Here is a 20,382-nt window from a genome sequence, read left to right as displayed (position 1 = left end):
CAAGCTCTTGAATACTGATAAATAATCTAACAACTGTCTTAGTTTTTAAGGAATGAATATTATATGGGTACTCACTTACCAAGCAAAACCAGTTCTTCACACGGCGGAGTTCGTGGGGCAGACTTTAATCCTCGTTCTCCACAATTTGAGGGACGCTTTGGACGAATTTTCCGCAGCTTACCCCCAGCCACTTGGTCTGAAGACGCTCTAAAAAAGCTAGCTGGCGATGGTCAAGAAGAAAATCGAATGTCAGCAGAGCCAGAAAAAAACGATCGTAATTTACCGATAGCTCCTAGTGAAGACGTTGACGAAACAGGTAAAGCCCGTCAAAGTCGTCTTCATGATGATGAAGAAAACAGTGGTATTGATGCAGGGTACACTTACTTCGGTCAGTTTATTGACCACGACATTACCTTCGATCCTGCCAGCAGCTTACAGCAACGTAATGATGTCAATGCCTTAGTAGATTTTAGAACCCCAGCCTTAGACCTCGATTCTGTTTATGGCAGTGGCCCTGACGATCAACCCTATATATATACGGGAAATGGTCGCAAATTTCAGTTGGGACGCGATCTATTTGAAGGTTTGGGGGGTAAAGCTATTAGCAAGGATTTACCACGTCATACCTGGACTGATGATGATGGTGAACATAACCGCGCCCTCATTGGAGACAAGCGCAATGACGAAAATGTCATTGTTTCTCAATTACACGGAGTATTTTTGCAATTCCATAACCGACTTGCAGACGCTCATTCAAATTGGGATTTTGCCGAAATTCAGCGTCAGGTACGCTGGCATTATCAATATGTAGTACTTCACGATTTTCTACCAAAAATTACCTGTTCTGATGTATATAAAAACATCCTCCCCCACTTAAGTAATGGTGGTTCAATTTTCGATTATCCTCCACGTTTACACTTTTATAAACCGCATAATGATGCTTTTATGCCCGTTGAGTTTGCAGTTGCGGCTTATCGTTTTGGACATTCAATGGTGCGCCCTATCTATCGTCTCAATACTAAGCTTACAGGCGGCAACAATCCTGATACTACCGCTCCTAATGAGAAAGCACGAGGCATTGACGGACGGCAATTCATCTTTGCTGGTCTAAAAGAACGTGGACTTAATGGCTTCGACAAATTTCCAAAAGAATGGGGAATTGACTGGAATTTATTTTTCGACTTAACACAAGATAAAGATTCTCGTAAAAACAAGAATCGCACTCAGCCTGCTTACAAAATCGATTCTTCTCTGGTTAATCCGTTGGCGTTTCTACCAGAATTTTCTCAAATCAATAAGCAACCTCCACTAGATAACATCAGTAAGCTTCAGCCTCAGCCTCAGCTAGATAGACAAAATAAACCGATGATTAACAATCTTGCATTCCGTAATCTTCTTCGGGGGATGTCTATGGGTTTACCATCGGGGCAAGATGTCGCTAGGGCAATGGGCTATCAGCCTCTTAGTGATGAAGATATGAGGGTAGGGAAAGCCACTAATGCTGATGAGTTTGATAAACTGCCAATTCTGCATTGTATCCATAGTGACTTTATTGGCAAGGCTCCCCTCTGGTACTATATTTTGGCTGAAGCTGCCCATGATTGGCGAAAAAAAGGCGGTAGGACTGAAACACCAGTTAGCCTTGGCAAAGTTGGTAGCCGGATAGTCATTGAGACATTGGTAGGCTTGCTTTTACATGACAGTCACTCGTTTCTGCGTCAAGCACCTACATGGACACCTCAAATTGGCAAAAAGGAGAAATTCGATATGCCCGACCTGATTAAATACGCGCTGAAACTCTAGTCTGGCTCTTGTATATTTTGTACAGTAAACCCATACTGTAAATGCGCTCAAATCCAACTCTTTTTGGTTGGATTTGAGCTTTTTTTAATAATGGGTTTGTACTAAGCATTTTAGTGCTTAGAAAATCAGGGCTGAAGTCCTGACTACGAACTTTCTTACCCCAGATCAACGATAATTCGAGCAATTAGTGTATCTCATAACTTCGGTAAGTGCTGTATTTAAGTATTTAACTAAAAAATCACTACACCGATTACATAGTATGCCATTAGCATCAGCCAACTTGGGAAAGGCAACGCCTACCCCAATGTGGACATTTATAGCAATTTTAAGTTAAAGTTGTAATGAGTTTGTTTTAGATTAAGGTCTGACAAAGTAGCCATCAACAAGCAAAAAATAGATTATTATTTATCGCCACCTGTTACTTCCGCAGCATCACAAGCCAAAACATAAGTACAGGTAGAACAATGGTGTGCAATATTATTGCATATATTAAATAAACAATAAAAATTTAAATGGGAAAATTCCCTCAACAGTTAAAAAGCTGTAATATGCAAAAACAAACAATTTCTACAAAACCAATTCGTTCTCTAGAAGATGCGCTAGATCGGTGTCAAATACTCGGTATGCGTGTCAGTCGTCAGCGTCGCTTTATTCTTGAGTTACTTTGGCAAGCAAATGAACATCTTTCTGCCAGAGAGATTTACGATCGCTTGAACCAAGAGGGCAAAGAAATTGGCCATACCTCTGTTTATCAGAATTTAGAAGCATTATCCAGTCAAAGCATTATTGAATGTATTGAACGCTGTGATGGGCGTTTATACGGCAATATCAGTGACTCTCACAGTCATATAAACTGTGTGGATACCAATCAAATTCTTGATGTTCATGTAGAACTACCAGAAGATTTGATCCGCAAAATTGAAGAAGAAACAGGAGTGCGGATTACTGAATACAGTATTAATTTTGTTGGCTACCGTAATGTGCAAAATGATGAAAGTTAGGAGTTAGGAGTTAGGAGTTAGGAGTTAGGAGTTAAGAATATTCTTTTTAATTCCCCATTCCCTATTCCCTATTCCCTATTCCCTATTCCCCATTCCCTATTCCCCAATAGAGTTATTGCCAAAGACTGTTTCATCATCGACATCATCATGATATAAACCTACAGGTAGAATTGTGCCTTCCGAGCTTTCAATTATTCCGATCGCAGGAAGTTTGCTCCAATTATTATCTGGTCTGGCCGTAATTTGGACAGTATTTAAGAAGGGTTGCTGCAATCGCAAATTTTTCAGTCTTTGAAACGACTCTTTGGAGAATAAAGCACCATTATCAGCAGCTAATTTTTTGTCAGCATCATCGAGGATAGCATCAAATAAGCAGGCGTTGGTGAGATCGGCTAAATTAAGATTTGTCTCTATCAGGTTAGCTTGTTGGAGGTTTGCGCCTGTAAGGTTAGCCTGTTGGAGGTTTGCGCCTGCGAGGTTAGCCTGTTGGAGGTTTGCACCTGTCAGATTTGCTTGTTGCAGGTTTACTCCAACCAAATTCGCCCCCATTAACTCCGTATTGGATAAATTTGTCTGCTCAAGATTTACCCTAGTCAACATTACTTGTAATAAAGAGGCTCCTGATAAATTGAGTCCAGCCAAAGACTTGATTCGGTTTGCAAAAGCACTTTTGTGCAAAACGGTTGTTCTGGCAATTAGAACATTTAAAGCCTCTGGATTGAATTCTGTGAAGTTGAGTGGATTTCCACAAGGCCAAAAAGGAATTTTGGTTTCTCGGTAGCAGGCACAAAGCAATAAAAACACATTCAGCCCTACAGAGGCATTCACCTGCTCAACACTCACCGGGTTTTGTAGTGCGTGGAAATGAGTCAAAGCTTTGTGGGCTATCCCTTCATCTAACCAACAGCCTTGACAGTAAGCACGCCAGAAAGACAAAAGCCGTTGGAACAAAACTTCAAAGGAGAATTTGTGCTTTTGCTCTCGGCGTAAAATTGCGATCGCTAGTTCTTCAATTTCTTGGCTAAGTATCCCATAACCCAGTAAATTGTAAATATGCTGGGCAGCACTACTGGGAGAATCAAGCACAAAAGTGAGTGTGCCATAAGCCTCATTTTGGCACTGAGTCAGTAATTTCAACTCAGCAGTTACAGCTTTAGCACAAAGGAATTCTCCTAACTTAATATGCGAAAACTCAATTAAAGTAGTTTTTTCTGCACTTTCTAAATCCCGAATTTTAAAATAAAACCTTGGCAAAGTATGAGATTCCTCAGCCAAATTAATTTGATGACGTTGCGAGTGTAAAATTTTAAGAGCGATCGCTTGCATCTGCTCAAGTAAATCTTGGGGATGACGATTAGCGAGTAAATTAGCGATCGCTTCTGGAGTCCGGTTGATATGAACTGTTCCTGAGCGCAGTAGCATCGTTTTGATCCCACCAGTTAGCGGATAGCCCAACAACCATCGGCTCAGACGATGATAAATTTCCCATAACAGAGAAGACTTTGGTGTGCTAGCAGCCAATTGCAATACTTCATCATTTAGCAGTCCGTCGCGGTGTAAAATGCCCAACAAGTGCAACATTAGGGGTTGACGGACAAGGGTAGATAATTCTGCAAACCTTGACTGCCTGGCAAATAAGCCTGATTTTTTTAGGAATGTAAAGAAATTTTGCGCGATCGCCAACGATTGCACTTTTGCCCAGTGCTGAAACCATTGTTTGAATTCGTCTACATCGAACGGCTGAATGATAATTCGCCTCAATGGTAAAGGTATCTCTGGGGCAATTTCCTGCAATGTTGTCGAGCGGCTCGTTAACACAATTTTGTGTCTATGCTGAAATTGAAAATTCAGTAATTGCTGAATAAAAATTGCTTTTGCCCTTACACCATGAGCAGAAGGGGGCAATTCATCCAAACCATCTAGCAGCAACAGACAAGGAAGATTTTCTTGCTCTAACCAAGTTGAAAGATTAACAGGAAAAGCAGAATTTAGGGTTTCGATTAAAGTTTTGCCATAAGTTATATCCCTGAGCCTAATTATTACAGGCATCCAAATTGGGTAAACTTCTTGTGCTATCTCTGCTGCCCAAAGTTGGCAAAAACTAGTTTTTCCATAACCAGGTTCCGACTCAATAATAGCGATCGTTTCTAAATCAGCTAGCTGTTGCTGCGCCCATGTCTTTAAATCAACTGTTTTAACAGCTTTTTTATCCAAATCAAAAAGACTTTCCTCTATTGGTAAGCCTTTTTGTGACACATAGATATCCTTGAGAGTAAAGGATTCTATCAGTAAAGGCATACTGAGATTTTTAATCAAACTTGCACGGTAATGTTCTCGATGCAAGTCAATTTTCTCACCAACCGGAGAACCGACTTCTGGAGCGATCAAACTAGGAGATAATGAAATCCCCAAACGGAAGAATTTTTGCAGTTGAGCTAAAGGGGCAGCATTTTCAGTAACCACTACTAGCATGTCACCAGGAAGTGAGTTGACCAAACGCTGTGTTAAGAGTTTAGCTTCATATTCTTCTGCACCATTGGCAACAAACCAAGCTATGACAGCATGATTTATTTGTTGTACCAGTAACGAATCTGCAACCAGAGATAGGGCTTGTTCTGCTTGAGTGTCAGTTAATTTACCTGGGCTGAGAGTTTTGAGCAATCCTTGTAGTTGCGGATCTTGGAGGGTGAGTTTGCCCACATCCTCTTTAAGTATTTTTGCTTGGATTGGTATACTTGCCCGATCTAGCCACGGTCTTTGTAGGCTTGCTTCCTGCTTTAAAATAGCTTGCAAAGCCTGGAGATAGGCAATTTGGAACGCTAGCCACGTCCCCTCGTTACGTTTTAATGGTTTCTTTTGGCTGAGACTACGTAACAGGTTTTCTGTTAAATGGGAAATTACACTGATTTCTTCCCAAACAATCCCTAAAGGCAGTTCTAAAACTTCTACCAAAGTACAGATATCAAAAGGCATAAGGCTTTTGACTTCCATATCCTGAACAATCCGGTAGGCAATACCTGCCAATTGCCCCGCCGAAAATCCGCTAATTTGATTGATTGCGATATAGCGTTCTGCCAACCAGTGCCGAATACTCAAGTTCATTTAATTACACAGTGACGGCTGTCTATGGCAATTATGATCGATTTATCAGTTTACGAAAACAGGTAACAATGAGGGAGACAAAGTTTTGTTTGGATCAAAGGTGTTTTCTGATTGGCAAAAAACAGTGCTTGTGTAATTGAGTAGACTATGAGCGATCGCCATTTAAAATTATTGTTATTCGACCAAGATCCGATTTTTCGTCTTGGATTGCGGGTAGCTCTGGAAGCAATTCCTAACCTGGAAGTAACAGGAGTAGTAGAAACTGATACCACTGCCTTGCAGATTCTAGCAGAAATTGCCCAAGAAGACCCTAAACAGGTAAATTTACTGGTTTTGGAATTCGGTAATGGTCGTTCCATCACCAGCCAGCAGCTAGGTTTACAATTCTGTCGGCAACTCAAAGCCTTATATCCCAACCTGCCAATTTTGCTTCTTAGTTCTGTGCAAGAACAAGGACTGCTATTAGCTGCCAAATCTATTGGTGTAAATGGCTACTGCCCTAAAGGTACACCACTTCCTGAGTTAGTTGCTGCCATGCAAGAAGTTGCAGATGGTGGTGACTATTGGTTTCAGGATACGCAAGCAATAATAACTCCCCACTCCCCACTCCCCACTCCCCACTCCCCACTCCCCACTCCCCACTCCTCACTCCCCTTCTCCAAACTACGAAATAATTTACGTTTGTCAGGTATTGCTGACATTGAGGCTACCCTAGCCGCAGTCACAGCACAATTACAAGTTCCCGGATTACCAGTATTAGATCGGGCAATTTTAGCTGGACAGAGGCGAGAACTCTTAGCGGCTCGTTGGCTGCTAAATCGGTTGTTAGTTTCATCACAAGAAAAGCAAGAGGAACATATTCCCGTTGCCGATCAGCCACTCACCCCTTCATTGAGTAGTGCTATTCAGCAAAGGCAAACTGTGTCACCTTTGCTTAGTCCAGGAACACTACAATCTGAATTGTTTGTATCTTGTATTACCAAACTTCAATTTCCTTTACGAAATGTTACAGATGTGCCTTTAGAAATTGACATCTTTCGTGAAGATAAAAAACGAGAATTGTTTTATCTTATCCTGCAAAAATTGGCTGAACAATTAGATGAACTGCGTGCTTCTCAAATTGATATCAATCAATTATATGAGGTAAAAATTACCTTATTGTGCGACTTATGGCAAGCAGCAACTACAGATTTTTTTGGGAAATTTTCTCGAATACGAATAGGGAATCAAAATATAGAAATTGTTAATTTATTACTACAAAATACAGAAGTTGTGCAAAGAGATATTCTCAACAAAATTCCGTTATTTTGTGAGTTGTATTCTTATCTACTATTTCAAACAGAATTGAATATTGATAATACCTCCTATCCAGTAGTGAGTGCTGAAGCCAAGTCCCAAACATTAATGATTTTAGAGAACTTGTTGATTCAGATAGCAAACGGGGTAGTGCAGCCACTGTTAAATTCTTTAGCGGATGTGGAAGTGATTAAACAAAATTTATATGGACGACAATTTATTTCTACAAGAGATATTGAACGTTTTAGAAATGATTTGTCGTGGAAATATCGGTTAAAAAATTATATAAATGAGCCAAAAGCAGTTTTTGAAAGTCGCTACGAACTATTTGTAATTGCACCTCGTGGTATTGCCAACACTTCAGTTTATGCGCCTCGCAATCAGGAGTTATTAAAGCTTTCTAATATTCCTTTAGTAGTAACGTTGTTGTTAGAATTTAGTGATGCGATCGCACCGCGCTTAAAATCACTCTTATCTTTTGTAGGTAGCGGTATAGTCTTCATCCTTACCCAAATAATTGGTAGGGGTTTAGGTTTAATCGGTCGTGGTATTCTTCAAGGTATTGGTAGCGTTTCGTTACTAGAAAAGAATTTTAGACGAAATAGCGATCGCACTAAATAAAGAAGCTAGAGAACAGAATAATAAATATGCCCAGTGACAAATGACCAATGACAAATGACAAATGACAAACAATGATTTAATCGGGCTAGCAATTTCTTATATTTACGCGACTAGTCTGCTCGTTATTGGCGAGGGACTACGTAGGCTGTTTGATGTAAAGCCGGATTTGACCCGCAAGATGATCCATATTGGTGCAGGGATGTGGGTTTTCGGTGTTCTGCTGTTGTTTAACCGATGGGAAATTGGAATTATACCCTTTGCTACCTTTATCGGACTTAACTACTTGTTATATCGCTACCGAATTATTGGCGCAATGGATAGCGAAGATAGCTCACCCGGTACAGTTTATTTCGCTATCTCAGTAACGCTGCTTTTCGGACTACTGTGGCGACCAGATGGGCCAGTAGATAGTGCCCCAATCGCTGTAGCTGGAATAATGGCGATGACCTGGGGTGATGCACTAGCAGCATTAATTGGTAGACGCTTCGGGCAGCATAAGTATCAAGTAGGAAATTCTGTACGTTCCTGGGAGGGTTCGGCAGCAATGTTTGTGGCGAGTGCAGTAGCAATTTTCTTCGTGCTGTTGCTGCTACCAGGTTCGTCACTGAGTCCCCTGGCAAGACCTTTTACTTTAGGATGGGCTTTGTTGACTACACTAATAACTGCTACTTTCGCCACCCTAGCAGAAGCAGTCTCACCCCACGGCACAGATAACATCAGCGTACCTCTAGTAGCTGCCGGGGTAGTTTGGATTGTAATGCAGGGATTTTAGTGAGTTCTAAATTCCTACCTCTTGCTTCCTGCCTTCTTTACAAGGCATTACAACAATCCTCTTGTTAAATGACCCTCAACTTTCGCTAAATTGGAAAAGGGAAAACTCAAGGAAATTTTAAATGTCAGCACAATTGTTACTGGTGGATGATGAACCAGGGATACGGGAAGCCGTGAAAGACTATTTACAAGAGAGCGGTTTCAGCGTTCAAGTCGCCAGTAACGCCCTTGAAGGTTGGGAATGGATGCAGATGAATACACCTGATTTAGTGATTTCTGATGTCATGATGCCCCAGGTGGATGGCTACCAGTTCCTTAAGCAACTACGAGAAGACCCCCGCTTTCAGGCACTGCCGGTAGTATTTTTAACTGCTAAGGGTATGACAGGCGATCGCATCCAAGGATATCATGCTGGTGTTGATGCCTATCTTCCCAAACCCTTCGATCCAGATGAGTTAGTGGCCATAGTCGAAAATTTGCTAGCCCGCCGCATCGCTAAGTCCGCAAGTACAGGAGATGATGCTGAAACCCCCGATCTTGCTGAACTAGCCAATCAGATTGCCCAAATCAAGGCATTGTTAACTCAAAGAAATGCCATTTCCCAATCGCCAGCCCCTTTTAAAATTGATTTGACTCCTAGAGAACAAAGTGTTTTAAACTTGGTTGCTGAAGGGTTGATGAATAAAGAAATCGCCCGTCGCTTAGAAACCAGCGTCCGCAATGTAGAAAAGTACGTTAGCCGTTTGTTTAGTAAAACTGGAACCAATAGCCGTACAGAGTTAGTTCGTTTTGCTCTAGAACACGGTCTGGCTAAATAAGTATTGGGAATTGGGAATTGGGCATTGGGCATTGGGCATTGGGCATTGGGCATTGGGAATTGGGAATTGAGAATTGGGCATTGGGCATTGGGCATTGGGAATTGGGAATTGTACTACAGCACTTCCCGAAGTTATGAGGTACACTAATTGACCGAATTATCGTTGGTCTGTGCTAATAGTCGTGTAAGAAAGTTTGTAGTAAGGACTTTAGTCCTTATTTTCTAAGCACTAAAGTGCTTACTACAAACTTTTCATTACTAGCCTGACAGACTACTAATAGCATCCCCTCTGTACCTCATAGCAGCAGGAAGTGCTGTAAGCGGTCGCGTAACGTCTCATAAAGAAGCTGAAGTAAGGGGAAGTATTGGGCATTAAGTATTAAATATTAAAAATAACTCTTTTCTATTCCCCATTCCCCATTCCCCGTTTTGATAAAAACTCGGTAAAATGCACCCGGTTGAGTTGACTCTCAGATTCTACCAGTACCCTTTGCTACAAAGTTTTTAATACAGGAAACTGTTCCTGGGACTTTGTGCTGCTAAATAAGACTTTCACAAAGTAGAAATCACAATATCTGATGAATTCTACTTGCTGATTAGTTTTTATTGCAACGGAGCTATAGGATCAACATTTGATTTGATGCCCAATTCATTTTTTTCACTACTTAAATTACACCTTTAAATTTGTGGATTTTCAGCAGCATTACGTAAGCGCATAAGCTGACGGCGCATTTGAGGAGAAGCTTTAAACTCAGACACCTCCTGCGCTTTAACGGACGCTTGTAGTGTCTCTAGAAAGTCATCAGAACCTTCAGTTAAAGCATCAAGTAGCACTTGTAAGAGTTGTTCGCGATCGCTCAATAGACTCTTTTCCTCAATCAACCGGAATTTGAGATGGATTTCGCACTCATAAACACCTACTTCGAGATTATTTATCTGGCGTGGTAATGCTTTGGAGTTCATAACTATTGAGATTCCTTTACTTGGTTGTCATGAGGGTAAGGAGGTAGATGTCCAGCAAAATTCGTTATATCTCTTTTGAATCCAAAGTGCTTGAATTAAGAATTTTTCTTCATCAATCACTTTTGTATTCGATTTTCTTCTCCTGTGTTTTATTTACAAGCTAAGTTTTCACTGTCTAGATTTTGATGTTCCTGTGCCAGATGTAGCTTATGGTAAGCCATAACTATTATTCAGTTTTTAAGATTCTACACAATAAAGTTTCTGTAAGAAGTTGTACAACCTTTTTAAAGGTTTTTACATCAACTTTATGTGAACCTCAATAACAGTTTGACTTGTTACCTTGATTTTGGTGTTTATACGTAAGTAAAATCGCTTAATTTTCTGGGAATTATTACAGCCAGAAGTCGATGTAGCACTATTCAGTAAAATTACTTGATGTACGTTTTTTGCAATAGAAAATTCCGAATAAATTAGTGAGCATAATCATTAAAATAAAAACTTTTTTTCTCCATCAAAAAATGTACACAGACCAAATTATTCCTGGTGAGTGCCTGATACTACTGGGTTTTCGGCTTCATAAGTACGAAAATCCCTAGCATTAGGTAAGATTCACACATCGCTTTGACTTGTTTGTATACGCCAAATAAAAATACTTTCCCCAGTAATTTTTACAAAAAACAATGGGACTACTGTCAGTACAAGCCGCTAATTGTGTCTTCAACTCCTAACAGTAGTAGTAAGTTAATCAGTACAAGTGATATTTTTACTTATGCCCATCCAATATACCCTTTTGAAACTGCGTTCAAAGCTTGTAAATTAAGAGCATTCATAGGTTGAATATAGCGTTTACAATAATTTCAGTGTAATCCACCCAAATCTTACAGCCTTTTTATGGATAACCCGATGCTGCTCAAGTCCACAACCCGGCATGTTCGCATTTTTGCAGGCGAAATTGACCGGGATGGCGACCTGGTTCCAAGTCAACAGGTCTTAACCTTAGATATTGACCCAGATAACGAATTTAACTGGAATGAAGATGCGCTGCAAAAAGTTTATCGAAAATTTGATGAACTAGTAGAAGCATCTAGTGGCCAAGACCTCACGGACTATAACTTGCGGCGTGTGGGGTCAGACTTAGAGCATTATCTGCGATCGCTTCTCCAACTCGGCGAAATCAGCTACAATCTTTCTGCCCGCGTTACCAACTACAGCATGGGAGTCCCTCAAGTTGCTATTGAAGACAAGCAGACTGCCTGAAACTTTCTGAAAATCTAGGCAATCTGGAAAAACCTAACTCTCTTTCCTTATTAGGAAGGTGGAAAATTTAAAATATCTCTCCTACCAGGAGAGATATTTTAGAGATAAGTTTTCTTCCTTGTTTAGGTACTTTTGCCAAAAATATATTTGGTATTCTTAATTCTTAATTAAAGTTAATTGTTGCTATCTTACTTATAAACTAAATAAATGCCAATACGATCTGCCTGTTGATGATGCGATAATTCAGCAAAAGCAAATAGCGCAGTTATGCTTGGGTTATGCTTTGGTAACAGGGTTGGAGCTAGTTGCTTTTGCGATGGTCACAGAGCAATGGAAGCTATGATGAGGCTGTAGGGTTGACTGGGGAGCAGATTTTTTCGATAAGTTTAAGTATTAGCACCTGCTGATATCCGCCAGCTAAAATCATCATCTAAAGTCTGGATATGTCAAGTTTAAAAAATATGAGCGGTCTAGATTGTCCCCACTAATGCTGTTAAAGAAATTGCCAATCGCTGATCGGTGCGAAAACTATGGAAAATGACGCGGCAACGCTCTACTGTCCAAACGAAAATTGTCAGGCTCCCAACCCTCTGACTCACAAGTTTTGCCAGCGATGCTCCACGCCCTTACCCAAAAATTACCTCTGGGCTGTGGTAGATGCCCCAAGTGTGGGTAGCCCTGGAGAAATATTAGCCGATCGCTATTTAGTTCTTGATAAATTTGTTCTTTTAGATACAAAACCTGGTTTATTAGCGCTAACGCCTGAGTTAGAGAACTTACAGCCTCTAAGAGCTTACCTGAGACTCATTCCCTACCGCTTACATGTACCACAGGTATATGGAGTAATTTTTATAGCTGACGGGCCCTCCCATGAAAAAGAAATATTACTCTTAGAAAAACCGCCACTATTAAAACCGCCACTATTAGTAGATGACACAATCCAAGAAGTGTATTTGGGCAGCGAGTTAACCACCGCTTGGCGTGATGCAACATCGATGCGTCAACTCAATTGGTTATGGCAAATAGCTCATCTGTGGCAACCTCTGGCAAGTGAAGGTGTCGCTTCTAGCTTGCTTGACTCTTATGTATTACGGGTAGAAGGATCGTTAGTCCGTTTGTTGGATTTGCGTTTTGACAGCGAAATCTCACCAGAATTGCCGCAATTAGGTGAATTTTGGCAGCAGTTAGTACATGAAGCCAAACCAGCCATAACTGAATTTGTGAATCACGTTAGCCTTGCCTTAATTCAGGGTGAGATTAACTCAACTGACCAATTAATTGGAGTTTTAGATGGAGGACTGGCTGGCTTAGGGCGATCGCAAACGCCCACGATCAAAATTATCACCAAAACTGACACTGGGCCAAGCCGCCAACGCAACGAAGATGCCTGTAGCCCCCCTAGCGGAACTCTGGTAAGTAAACCACCCCAGCCAACAGCTTTAGCAATTGTTTGTGATGGCATCGGTGGACACGAAGGTGGCAATGTCGCCTCAAATTTAGCCATTGAAACCATCCAGCAGCAGGTACAGCAACTAACAAAAGTTCCCTACGACCACATAGACCCCTCACTACTGCTTAATGACCTAGATAAGGCAGTGGCAATTGCCAATGACAAAATCAGTCAGCGCAATGATAGTGAAAACCGCCAAGGGCGGCAGCGCATGGGTACAACTTTAGTCATGGCATTGCCTGTGGCCCACGAAATGTACATTACCCATGTAGGTGATAGTCGTGCTTACTGGATTACCCGCCACGGCTGTTATCAAGTTACCCTTGATGATGATGTCGCTTCCCGTGAGGTGCGGCTAGGATATGCTATTTACCGCGATGCTGTACAACAAAGTTCTGCTGGTTCTCTCGTCCAGGCTTTGGGTATGGGGCCTAGCACTTCATTACACCCCACATCAACACGGTTTATGCTCGACGAAGATGCTGTTTTTCTGCTCACATCCGATGGTTTGAGTGATTTTGATCGGGTGGAGGAATACTGGGAAACAGAAATCTTGCCGATTCTACTTGGCGAAGCAAGTATTGCAAATGTTGCGGATAGATTAATCGAAATCGCTAATACTAAAAATGGACACGATAATGTCACCATCGCTTTAGTCCATTATCAAGTCCAATACTGGGAACCAGAAATTACCATCAAAGCTTTTATTCCAAAAAGTTATTCTGCCAAAACTGTTGATTTGGAATCCAGGGGAACAGATACAACACATTTAGGCAGCCCAAACCAGAAAACTCAGGTGATTCCAGATACTGAGCCTGCAAAACCTGTGCAATTACCGCTACAGTGGATTGTTCCTTTAATATTTGTGATAGTAGCAGGCTGTTTAGGATTGTTGGTGAAGGAATGGCGATCGCCATCAGGCTTACTTCCATTTTTTCCTAAGCCCACCCCAATTGAAAAGCCTAGCATCGAAGCAACACCAGGAGCGCGATCGCTTAATAATCTTTCTCCTGGCTGGGTAATTAAAACCAAAAATCAAATATCTTTGGGAAATAACCAATCACTTCCCCCTGGAGCTTTTTTGCAAGTTATCGAAACCAAACCAAATCCCAAACCTGCTTCTGGGGACTTTGAGGTACATTTTTTGCAGCGTTGCTTGAATCAAGCCACGACAACTTCAATAAATCCCCCAAACCCTCTAGATACTAATAAGCCTTTGCAGGAAGCAAATAAAAAAATATGGATTAAATTCTCTCAAATTCAAAACTCTGAGGTGTTGGAACCAAATCAGTCCCCCTCATGTAATACTTTGCCGCAACCGCCAGCTAATCAATCACCCGGTACCAGTCCAAGTTAGTCAAATACTCGATAAACTGGTAAAGACCTGGAATAATAACAAGTAACAACCAAAGTAAAAAACTTGCAAGGTAAAAAAATATCCAATTTCTACCTTTACAAATTGTTAGTTGAAATTATTTGTTTTTAGCTTTTAGTTTTATGAATCCATGCCATCCCTGAATTTGGCGATCGCCCGTCTTCTAAATACTGGCACTGACAACTTCGCCATTTGGGTGGTCAAGGCTCCCTATCCCAGTGGCTACGTTTTGCGTGACTGTGTATGGCCTGTTGAACTCAATCAAGTCTGGCAAGAATGGCAGCAGATGTTTGCTGGCCATGGTCGCCTAGATATTTCCCCAAACTCAACATCTCAAAAGTCTAACCCATTCCCTATAGATTTTATTTTACCCCCTTCAAGTCAGACTACTGGCCCCTACAGCAGTCGTCTGATGCAATACTTGGGAATGAATTTATGGCGCTGGGTATTTGACGGGCAAATTCTCGGTAGTCTAGAACGTAGTCGTGGGATTGCTATGGGTCAGCATACACGTTTGCGCTTTCGGCTAGAAATTCGTGACCCGGATCTCATCGCTCTCCCTTGGGAAATTATGCAGCGTGAACCTGGTCAATCGGCGATGTCTCTCTCTCAAGATTTGCTATTTAGTCGTACCAGCAGCGAAGTTGACCCTTTACCGTATTTGCGAACCGATCAGGCTTTAAGCATCTTGCTAGTTTTAGGTCATGATGAAAAACTGCAACTAAAACAAGAAGCCGCTATCTTGCAGCAAAGTCTTGTAGATATACCTGTGGGTGGTAACTCCCAAAGATATGCACCTTGTATAGTGAATCAACTCATACAACCAACTCCACATGAGTTGATTCAAGAATTAGAAACCAAAGCATACAATGTTTTCTTTTACGCTGGACATGGTTTGCCAGGGGCAGACGGAGGCTTACTGTTTTTGCAACCAGACATGCCCCTGAATGGCATAGAATTGGCGCAAGTCTTGACCCGTACAGGTGTAAAACTAGCACTTTTTAATGCCTGTTGGGGCGCACAACCAGCTGCTATCAATCATCAAGCTATACCTGCCAGCAGTTTAGCAGAAGTACTGATTCGTCATGGTGTGCCTGCTGTTTTGGGGATGCGTGATGAAATCGCCGATCATGAAAGCCACAGTTTTATTCAAGCCTTTACCGAAGCTTTGCGATCGCACAAACCAATAGATGAAGCTGTGGCACTGGCTAGGCAAGAGTTATTAACACTGTATAAATTTAATCAACCTGCTTGGACTTTACCTGTTCTCTACCTGCATCCAGATTTTAATGGTGAACTCATTAAGAATCTGGATGAAGGTATTACTGAACTACCAGATACAGCCATTCCTGATATAGGTTCCTCGCTTCCCACTGCTTCGTTGCGATCGCTCACTCCAAAAGGTAAAACCTGGCTATTGCGTAATGGAGTCACTCGCATCGGCCGCACGAAAGATAATGATATTATTATTCCCGAACCCTCTGTATCTAAACGCCACGCCGAAATCTTTTGCCGTAATACTCTGACTGATGCTACATTGGTGCGAACTTATTATTTGCAAGATTTTTCTACCTACGGCACAACCTGGTTTTTAGGGCCTAATGGCTGGCAACAAATCCTCCGAGAGGAAGTCCCCTTGAAATCAGGAATACAGTTAAAGTTTGGAAGTGCTAGAGGCGAAATCTGGGAGTTTACTCTTGAAGACTCTTAGGGGAGCTATTGCATAAATAGATTTTGATTTTGATGTTCAGCATCAGCTTTTAAAATATATTTTTCCTTGAGAAAAAATCAACTATTTTTGCGGAAATCTCTTCTAGGAAACTGTAGTTGTCAATACCAGCAAATAATTGTGAGGCAATAAAAAATGGCTAATAAAATTAACGGCTCAGACACCTTCTCTTCTTTACCATCTCAAGTAGATTTAGAGTTATTAGAAGCACTATTAGAACCAGACGATGCTACCTATCCCTGGAATCCAACTGATGAAGAGTCCGAAGCTTATTTTCACGAACTAGAACAACAGTTCGGAATGCAAGATTTACTTGAGGAAGAACTGACGACGCGATCGCAAGATTTTTATGACAATCTAGATGCACTTTGGTCTAATATCTCCCTTGCGTCAAGCTACGATCGCAATCCCCAACAGGCACTAGTGCTGAATCTTCAAGAAAAACTACGTAATACTTTTGCCGCCTGTGTCCCCCAAACATTGCTCAACACCATTGCCACCAAAGCTGCTGAGATTTTTGCTGCCCAGCAATCAATTGGTGAACAACTAGTTGAGTGCGTTCAGACAGTATTACCAACTTGGGGAACTGAGGATCTTTTAGTCTTAGCTCGTCCTTATACTTACGCTATGCGGAGTAGCGAATCAAAAAATAAGGCATCTGCCATCAGTAATCTTAACAATAGCGAGTGGACAGCTTTATCAGAAGTCGAGAAGGCAAAGGTTAGTTTAGCGATCGCTTCTTATGCATTTACTCAACTCAATCAGTCTCAGTCGGAATTATAAACAGGGAATACCTGATAGATGGTGATAGATGGGTAAAAGGTGACAGCAAATAAAAAAGAAAAATGATCTTTTTTATTTATTTTAGTTATAGTCACCCCAGAATAAATTTAAGGTACGCTTCTTTTCAAACTATACCATCTATCCCGATCGATAAATATTCAAGAGTTTTTAGGCATTAGGCATTGGTCAATAATCAATAGTCTTGTTTGCTGCTGCCTCATCTATTATTTTGGGCCCAGAAATCGGGTAGCAAAATTTTGCGATCGCGTCGGTGATAACGCCCGTGCCTTGAGAATTGCCGCCATCAAAAAGGCGTAAGATAACACCCCAACAACTACTAACAGCAAGGCATTAATAGATCCTGTCGCATTCCACAGAGCATGGAGCGCAGAGGCACTCAGATAACCAATCGAAAGAATTTGCCAACTTCTACTAGGCTTGAGAACAGCCAACCCGATAAAATAGCCCAGGTAGCCACTATAAGCCATGTGTCCGGCTACAGAGCCTAAAATTCGCGGAATTAGCAGTTGTAAACCCGCTAATTGACCAGCAGCACCTATACCTACCTGTTGCGTGACATTTTGAGTAATGTCTGGCACATACTGTCCGAGGGTTTCCAATAGAGTGAAGCCCACAGCAGAAGCCGTTCCCAGGAGAATACCATCTAGAGGTTCCCAGACACCGATCTTTTCCCGCCAAGGTGAAGACAACATTCTGCCGATGGCAAAGGCTCCTAATACAGGTAATGCCTTGAGTAATTCCTCCATCAACCCAGCACCAAAAAACATCCGTACCAGTAACTCTGTGAAAGTGGTAGATTCCTGGGGTGAGGGTAAGTTTCCAGGAAGGATGCCGCGAAACACGAAAATAAATACATCCAGCACTGGACTGAGTAAAATCAACGTTGTAGCCAATGCCGAAGCCATTAGCACCCACCAAGGCTTTTCTTTACCACAAAGTTGGTAAACAAAATAGTAGGCAGCAAAAGCGATGTAAGTTGCGACAATAACTTGATTAGCTTGGGGTTGACCGACTGTAGCAAACATTAACACTACAAAGATTACGGTCAGTATACCCGGTACGAGGTAAGCTTTGCGAGTTAAATCTTTACCAGTGGAAATAATGGGGAAAAGTTGGGTAAAGCTAACAGAATCTGGCTGCTTTAATTGCGTGTGGCCGTGGTAATTTGTCGCTGAAGGTAATGGTGTAATTTGGTTAACTGTTGTGGCCGGGGTTTGGTAAGTAAACTCGTACTCAAAAACGTATTGTGGGCCATCAGCACCTAGAGAAATGCGATCGCCTGGGTGCAATTCCTGACATTCATACAAGCGTTCTCCATTCAAATAAGTTCCATTAGCACTATTTAAGTCACAAAGCACCCAGCTGAATTTGCTGTCTGGGGATAAAGAGAGGGGACGAACCACTGCATGACGACGAGATACCATTCGGTACATCATGGCATCCAAGACAACTTGGCAGCTAGGGTCGCGTCCAATTACCATCTCTTTACTGGGGGGCAGCGAGTAGCGAGATTCAGATCCAGAAGCTGTCCCATTACCAGACACTAGCCGCAGAAATGCATTATGTCTTGCGTTTTTGCCTGTCATCGAGTTAGTGTGCGTTTCTAAACTAATTCTTCTTCATATAATTTGGCACCAGGATTAACCTTAGCCACATCAACAGCAGCATTGCTAAATCCACTATAGCTTCACTTCCTGCTAAGAAATTTAAAATTATAGATGGGAAATTTCAAATTCTTTCAGCTAATGTTAATAAGTATTCCATGTACTGAGAGTTTCTCCTAGTATCATTTTCGGGCTGCAAGTTAATAAAGTGTAATGTATCTTACAGATTTAAGGACTTACGCAAAACTATACGCGGTAGGGGCAATTCATCAATTGCTCTCAGAAGAAAATTAGAGTTTCGGCTATTTTTTTCTAACTCCTGATTTCTTCTGTAATTAAAGCAGATTAAATTCTGCGATCGCTATGGGAAAGTTTTTGCTTTCATGTCCTGAGCGGCTGAGTTTAATCAAGGCAAAACGCTGTAAGGGCGTTAAAGCTGCCCAATTTTGCTGTGTTAGGGTTACACCTATTTCTTGAGCTTTTTCCTTGATGCTGGGTGGTACAGTGCTAGAGTCTAGCCATGCAGGATGTGGCTCTATGGGTAATTTTGTAGCTAGTATACCCGTGCGTTGTAGGATTAATTGTTGGATATGTTCGCGGTAAGACTGAATTTCTGTTTCTGTAGTGCAAGGGAATTCAACTAAAGCTTGACGCTCGGCTGTAGTCATTTGATTCCAATCAGACAATTTTAGCTTGATGCCACAAGTATCTAAATTGCAACGCACCTGCATAGGAACACAACGCAGGGAATCAACAAAGTCTGCTTCAAATTTAAAGAAATCTGTCATAATTAAGTATTCAAAATTAAGAGCTTTTGACTATCGGTAATTTTTTGATATTGTCAGTTACAAAAATTAGTAATTAAAAATAAAATTTAATTAGCGATCGCACATTAATAATTTGTTCAAAATGCAGTTTAGGGTGTTCTTAAGTATCAAGTATACTATATTATTTTTTCGGATATCAGACTAAAATATCGCATTTATAAAAATAAATTAATCGCAGAGAGGATAATCGGAGATTTTCACAACTTATTTACGATTGCTATATATCTTCCTAAACATTAGGATTGATGAAAAGCAATCTCTAGAATTTAACGAGTATTTTTGTCATTACTGAGACGGATTATTAAATAACTAATTGAAAGTGCGAGAATAGCAATTCCTAAACCAATTATATCAATACCTGAAACTTTTTCTAAGTCAAGAATAATGATTTTTCTAGAGACAGCAATCAAAGAAGTAACAATAACTAATTCAACCTGAAAAACATGCCTTCGTAGATAAGCTGTGATATTTTCTAAGATTTCTAAAGCAATTAAAATATTCAAGAACAAGCCAAAAATCTTATACAAGGTTGTGTTAAACTTGGCATAAGGGGCTGACAATAACTCTTTAAAAATAAAAAATGCTAAGTCCCCGATCGCAACCAAAATTACAACTACCATAAAAATAGATAGAACTTTAGAAACTAGCACCTCTATGTTTTCAATGATGTGCATGAAGTTCTCATCTTTGGTGGCTCCTATAATTTGCCTCATTAACTTTTTCATTTGCTGCACTCTATTTCTAAATAAAATAAAATCCCATAGATAAATCTAGAGGATTAAAGTAATTCGTAATTCGTAATTGAGTTTTGTAACTCTTATATCTGACAAGAAAACTTACCGATGAAGAGAGCTTATTTGCTTAAACCCTCAGAATTTATTAAAAAAAGATGAGTTAACGTAGGTAGGCATAATTAAATATAAGATCAAACCTCATCCTCAATCCCTCTCTTTAGTAAGGAG

General features: G+C 40.9%; 15 protein-coding genes. 9 read left to right on the top strand and 6 right to left on the bottom strand.

The annotated features are described in order from the left end of the window. Positions 1-63 precede the first annotated feature (63 nt). Entirely contained in the window at positions 64-1,803 is a 1,740-nt protein-coding gene (locus V7K98_RS17380; protein WP_335023937.1) for a peroxidase family protein, read from the top strand. 548 nt (positions 1,804-2,351) lie between these two features. Continuing rightward, complete coding sequence (locus tag V7K98_RS17375; protein WP_335023935.1) at positions 2,352-2,804, top strand: Fur family transcriptional regulator; 453 nt, start codon at positions 2,352-2,354, stop codon at positions 2,802-2,804. A gap of 96 nt (positions 2,805-2,900) precedes the next feature. Here the strand turns inward: V7K98_RS17375 and V7K98_RS17370 are convergent, their stop codons facing one another. Then, the gene (locus V7K98_RS17370) at positions 2,901-5,906 is read right to left on the bottom strand and encodes a pentapeptide repeat-containing protein (RefSeq protein ID WP_335023933.1); all 3,006 of its coding nucleotides are present in this window, start codon (positions 5,904-5,906) and stop codon (positions 2,901-2,903) included. Between the two features lie 147 nt (positions 5,907-6,053). Between V7K98_RS17370 and V7K98_RS17365 the strand changes: the two genes are divergently transcribed. The 3 genes from V7K98_RS17365 (at position 6,054) to V7K98_RS17355 (ending at position 9,412) form a co-directional block, all read left to right on the top strand. After that, positions 6,054-7,823: a DUF3685 domain-containing protein gene (locus V7K98_RS17365; RefSeq protein WP_335023931.1), complete on the top strand. Its 1,770-nt coding sequence runs from the start codon at positions 6,054-6,056 to the stop codon at positions 7,821-7,823. Between the two features lie 61 nt (positions 7,824-7,884). Then, a complete protein-coding gene (locus V7K98_RS17360; RefSeq protein ID WP_335023929.1) occupies positions 7,885-8,595 on the top strand; it encodes a diacylglycerol/polyprenol kinase family protein in 711 nt (236 codons plus the stop codon). A gap of 121 nt (positions 8,596-8,716) precedes the next feature. Beyond that, positions 8,717-9,412, top strand: coding sequence for a response regulator transcription factor (locus tag V7K98_RS17355; RefSeq protein WP_334860482.1), 696 nt, complete (start codon positions 8,717-8,719; stop codon positions 9,410-9,412). Here V7K98_RS17355 and V7K98_RS17350 read toward each other — a convergent pair. After that, complete coding sequence (locus V7K98_RS17350) at positions 9,389-9,556, bottom strand: hypothetical protein (RefSeq protein WP_335023927.1); 168 nt, start codon at positions 9,554-9,556, stop codon at positions 9,389-9,391. The genes V7K98_RS17355 and V7K98_RS17350 overlap by 24 nt on opposite strands. Before the next feature lie 533 nt (positions 9,557-10,089). Beyond that, positions 10,090-10,374: an Npun_R1517 family heterocyst differentiation transcriptional regulator gene (locus V7K98_RS17345; RefSeq protein WP_335023925.1), complete on the bottom strand. Its 285-nt coding sequence runs from the start codon at positions 10,372-10,374 to the stop codon at positions 10,090-10,092. An 891-nt stretch (positions 10,375-11,265) separates the two neighbouring features. On the opposite strand from V7K98_RS17345, the gene V7K98_RS17340 reads away from it, so the two are divergent. The 4 genes from V7K98_RS17340 (at position 11,266) to V7K98_RS17325 (ending at position 16,968) form a co-directional block, all read left to right on the top strand. Next, positions 11,266-11,631 carry an NAD(P)H-quinone oxidoreductase subunit M gene (locus V7K98_RS17340; protein ID WP_335023923.1) on the top strand — a complete coding sequence of 122 codons (366 nt, stop codon included), beginning with the start codon at positions 11,266-11,268 and terminating at the stop codon, positions 11,629-11,631. A gap of 530 nt (positions 11,632-12,161) precedes the next feature. Further along, a complete protein-coding gene (locus V7K98_RS17335) occupies positions 12,162-14,438 on the top strand; it encodes a protein phosphatase 2C domain-containing protein (RefSeq protein WP_335023921.1) in 2,277 nt (758 codons plus the stop codon). A gap of 148 nt (positions 14,439-14,586) precedes the next feature. Continuing rightward, positions 14,587-16,167 carry a CHAT domain-containing protein gene (locus V7K98_RS17330; RefSeq protein ID WP_335023919.1) on the top strand — a complete coding sequence of 527 codons (1,581 nt, stop codon included), beginning with the start codon at positions 14,587-14,589 and terminating at the stop codon, positions 16,165-16,167. A gap of 153 nt (positions 16,168-16,320) precedes the next feature. Next, a complete protein-coding gene (locus V7K98_RS17325; protein ID WP_335023917.1) occupies positions 16,321-16,968 on the top strand; it encodes a hypothetical protein in 648 nt (215 codons plus the stop codon). Positions 16,969-17,192: 224 nt separating this feature from the next. Here the strand turns inward: V7K98_RS17325 and V7K98_RS17320 are convergent, their stop codons facing one another. The 3 genes from V7K98_RS17320 to V7K98_RS17310 all read right to left on the bottom strand — a co-directional run bounded on the left by V7K98_RS17320 (position 17,193) and on the right by V7K98_RS17310 (position 20,145). Next, a complete protein-coding gene (locus tag V7K98_RS17320; protein ID WP_335023915.1) occupies positions 17,193-18,575 on the bottom strand; it encodes a PrsW family glutamic-type intramembrane protease in 1,383 nt (460 codons plus the stop codon). A gap of 353 nt (positions 18,576-18,928) precedes the next feature. Continuing rightward, on the bottom strand, positions 18,929-19,381 hold the full coding sequence (locus V7K98_RS17315) for a nitrate reductase associated protein (RefSeq protein WP_335023913.1): 453 nt from the start codon (positions 19,379-19,381) through the stop codon (positions 18,929-18,931). A 305-nt stretch (positions 19,382-19,686) separates the two neighbouring features. Beyond that, positions 19,687-20,145 (bottom strand): phosphate-starvation-inducible PsiE family protein, encoded by a 459-nt coding sequence (locus V7K98_RS17310; protein WP_335023911.1) that lies wholly within the window; start codon positions 20,143-20,145, stop codon positions 19,687-19,689. Between the last annotated feature and the right edge of the window lie 237 nt (positions 20,146-20,382).

Origin of the sequence: Nostoc sp. (assembly GCF_036917435.1) — a bacterium.
Taxonomy (GTDB): domain Bacteria; phylum Cyanobacteriota; class Cyanobacteriia; order Cyanobacteriales; family Nostocaceae; genus Nostoc.
This window is presented reverse-complemented; position numbering and strand designations above follow the sequence as displayed.

Coding starts and splice junctions, on each gene's coding strand:
- V7K98_RS17340 (WP_335023923.1), top strand. CDS start 11,266: ATGGATAACCCGATGCTGCTCAAGTCCACAACCCGGCATGTTCGCATT.
- V7K98_RS17320 (WP_335023915.1), bottom strand. CDS start 18,575: ATGACAGGCAAAAACGCAAGACATAATGCATTTCTGCGGCTAGTGTCT.
- V7K98_RS17380 (WP_335023937.1), top strand. CDS start 64: ATGGGTACTCACTTACCAAGCAAAACCAGTTCTTCACACGGCGGAGTT.
- V7K98_RS17335 (WP_335023921.1), top strand. CDS start 12,162: ATGGAAAATGACGCGGCAACGCTCTACTGTCCAAACGAAAATTGTCAG.
- V7K98_RS17375 (WP_335023935.1), top strand. CDS start 2,352: ATGCAAAAACAAACAATTTCTACAAAACCAATTCGTTCTCTAGAAGAT.
- V7K98_RS17330 (WP_335023919.1), top strand. CDS start 14,587: ATGCCATCCCTGAATTTGGCGATCGCCCGTCTTCTAAATACTGGCACT.
- V7K98_RS17355 (WP_334860482.1), top strand. CDS start 8,717: ATGTCAGCACAATTGTTACTGGTGGATGATGAACCAGGGATACGGGAA.
- V7K98_RS17365 (WP_335023931.1), top strand. CDS start 6,054: ATGAGCGATCGCCATTTAAAATTATTGTTATTCGACCAAGATCCGATT.
- V7K98_RS17315 (WP_335023913.1), bottom strand. CDS start 19,381: ATGACAGATTTCTTTAAATTTGAAGCAGACTTTGTTGATTCCCTGCGT.
- V7K98_RS17360 (WP_335023929.1), top strand. CDS start 7,885: ATGACAAACAATGATTTAATCGGGCTAGCAATTTCTTATATTTACGCG.
- V7K98_RS17310 (WP_335023911.1), bottom strand. CDS start 20,145: ATGAAAAAGTTAATGAGGCAAATTATAGGAGCCACCAAAGATGAGAAC.
- V7K98_RS17345 (WP_335023925.1), bottom strand. CDS start 10,374: ATGAACTCCAAAGCATTACCACGCCAGATAAATAATCTCGAAGTAGGT.
- V7K98_RS17370 (WP_335023933.1), bottom strand. CDS start 5,906: ATGAACTTGAGTATTCGGCACTGGTTGGCAGAACGCTATATCGCAATC.
- V7K98_RS17325 (WP_335023917.1), top strand. CDS start 16,321: ATGGCTAATAAAATTAACGGCTCAGACACCTTCTCTTCTTTACCATCT.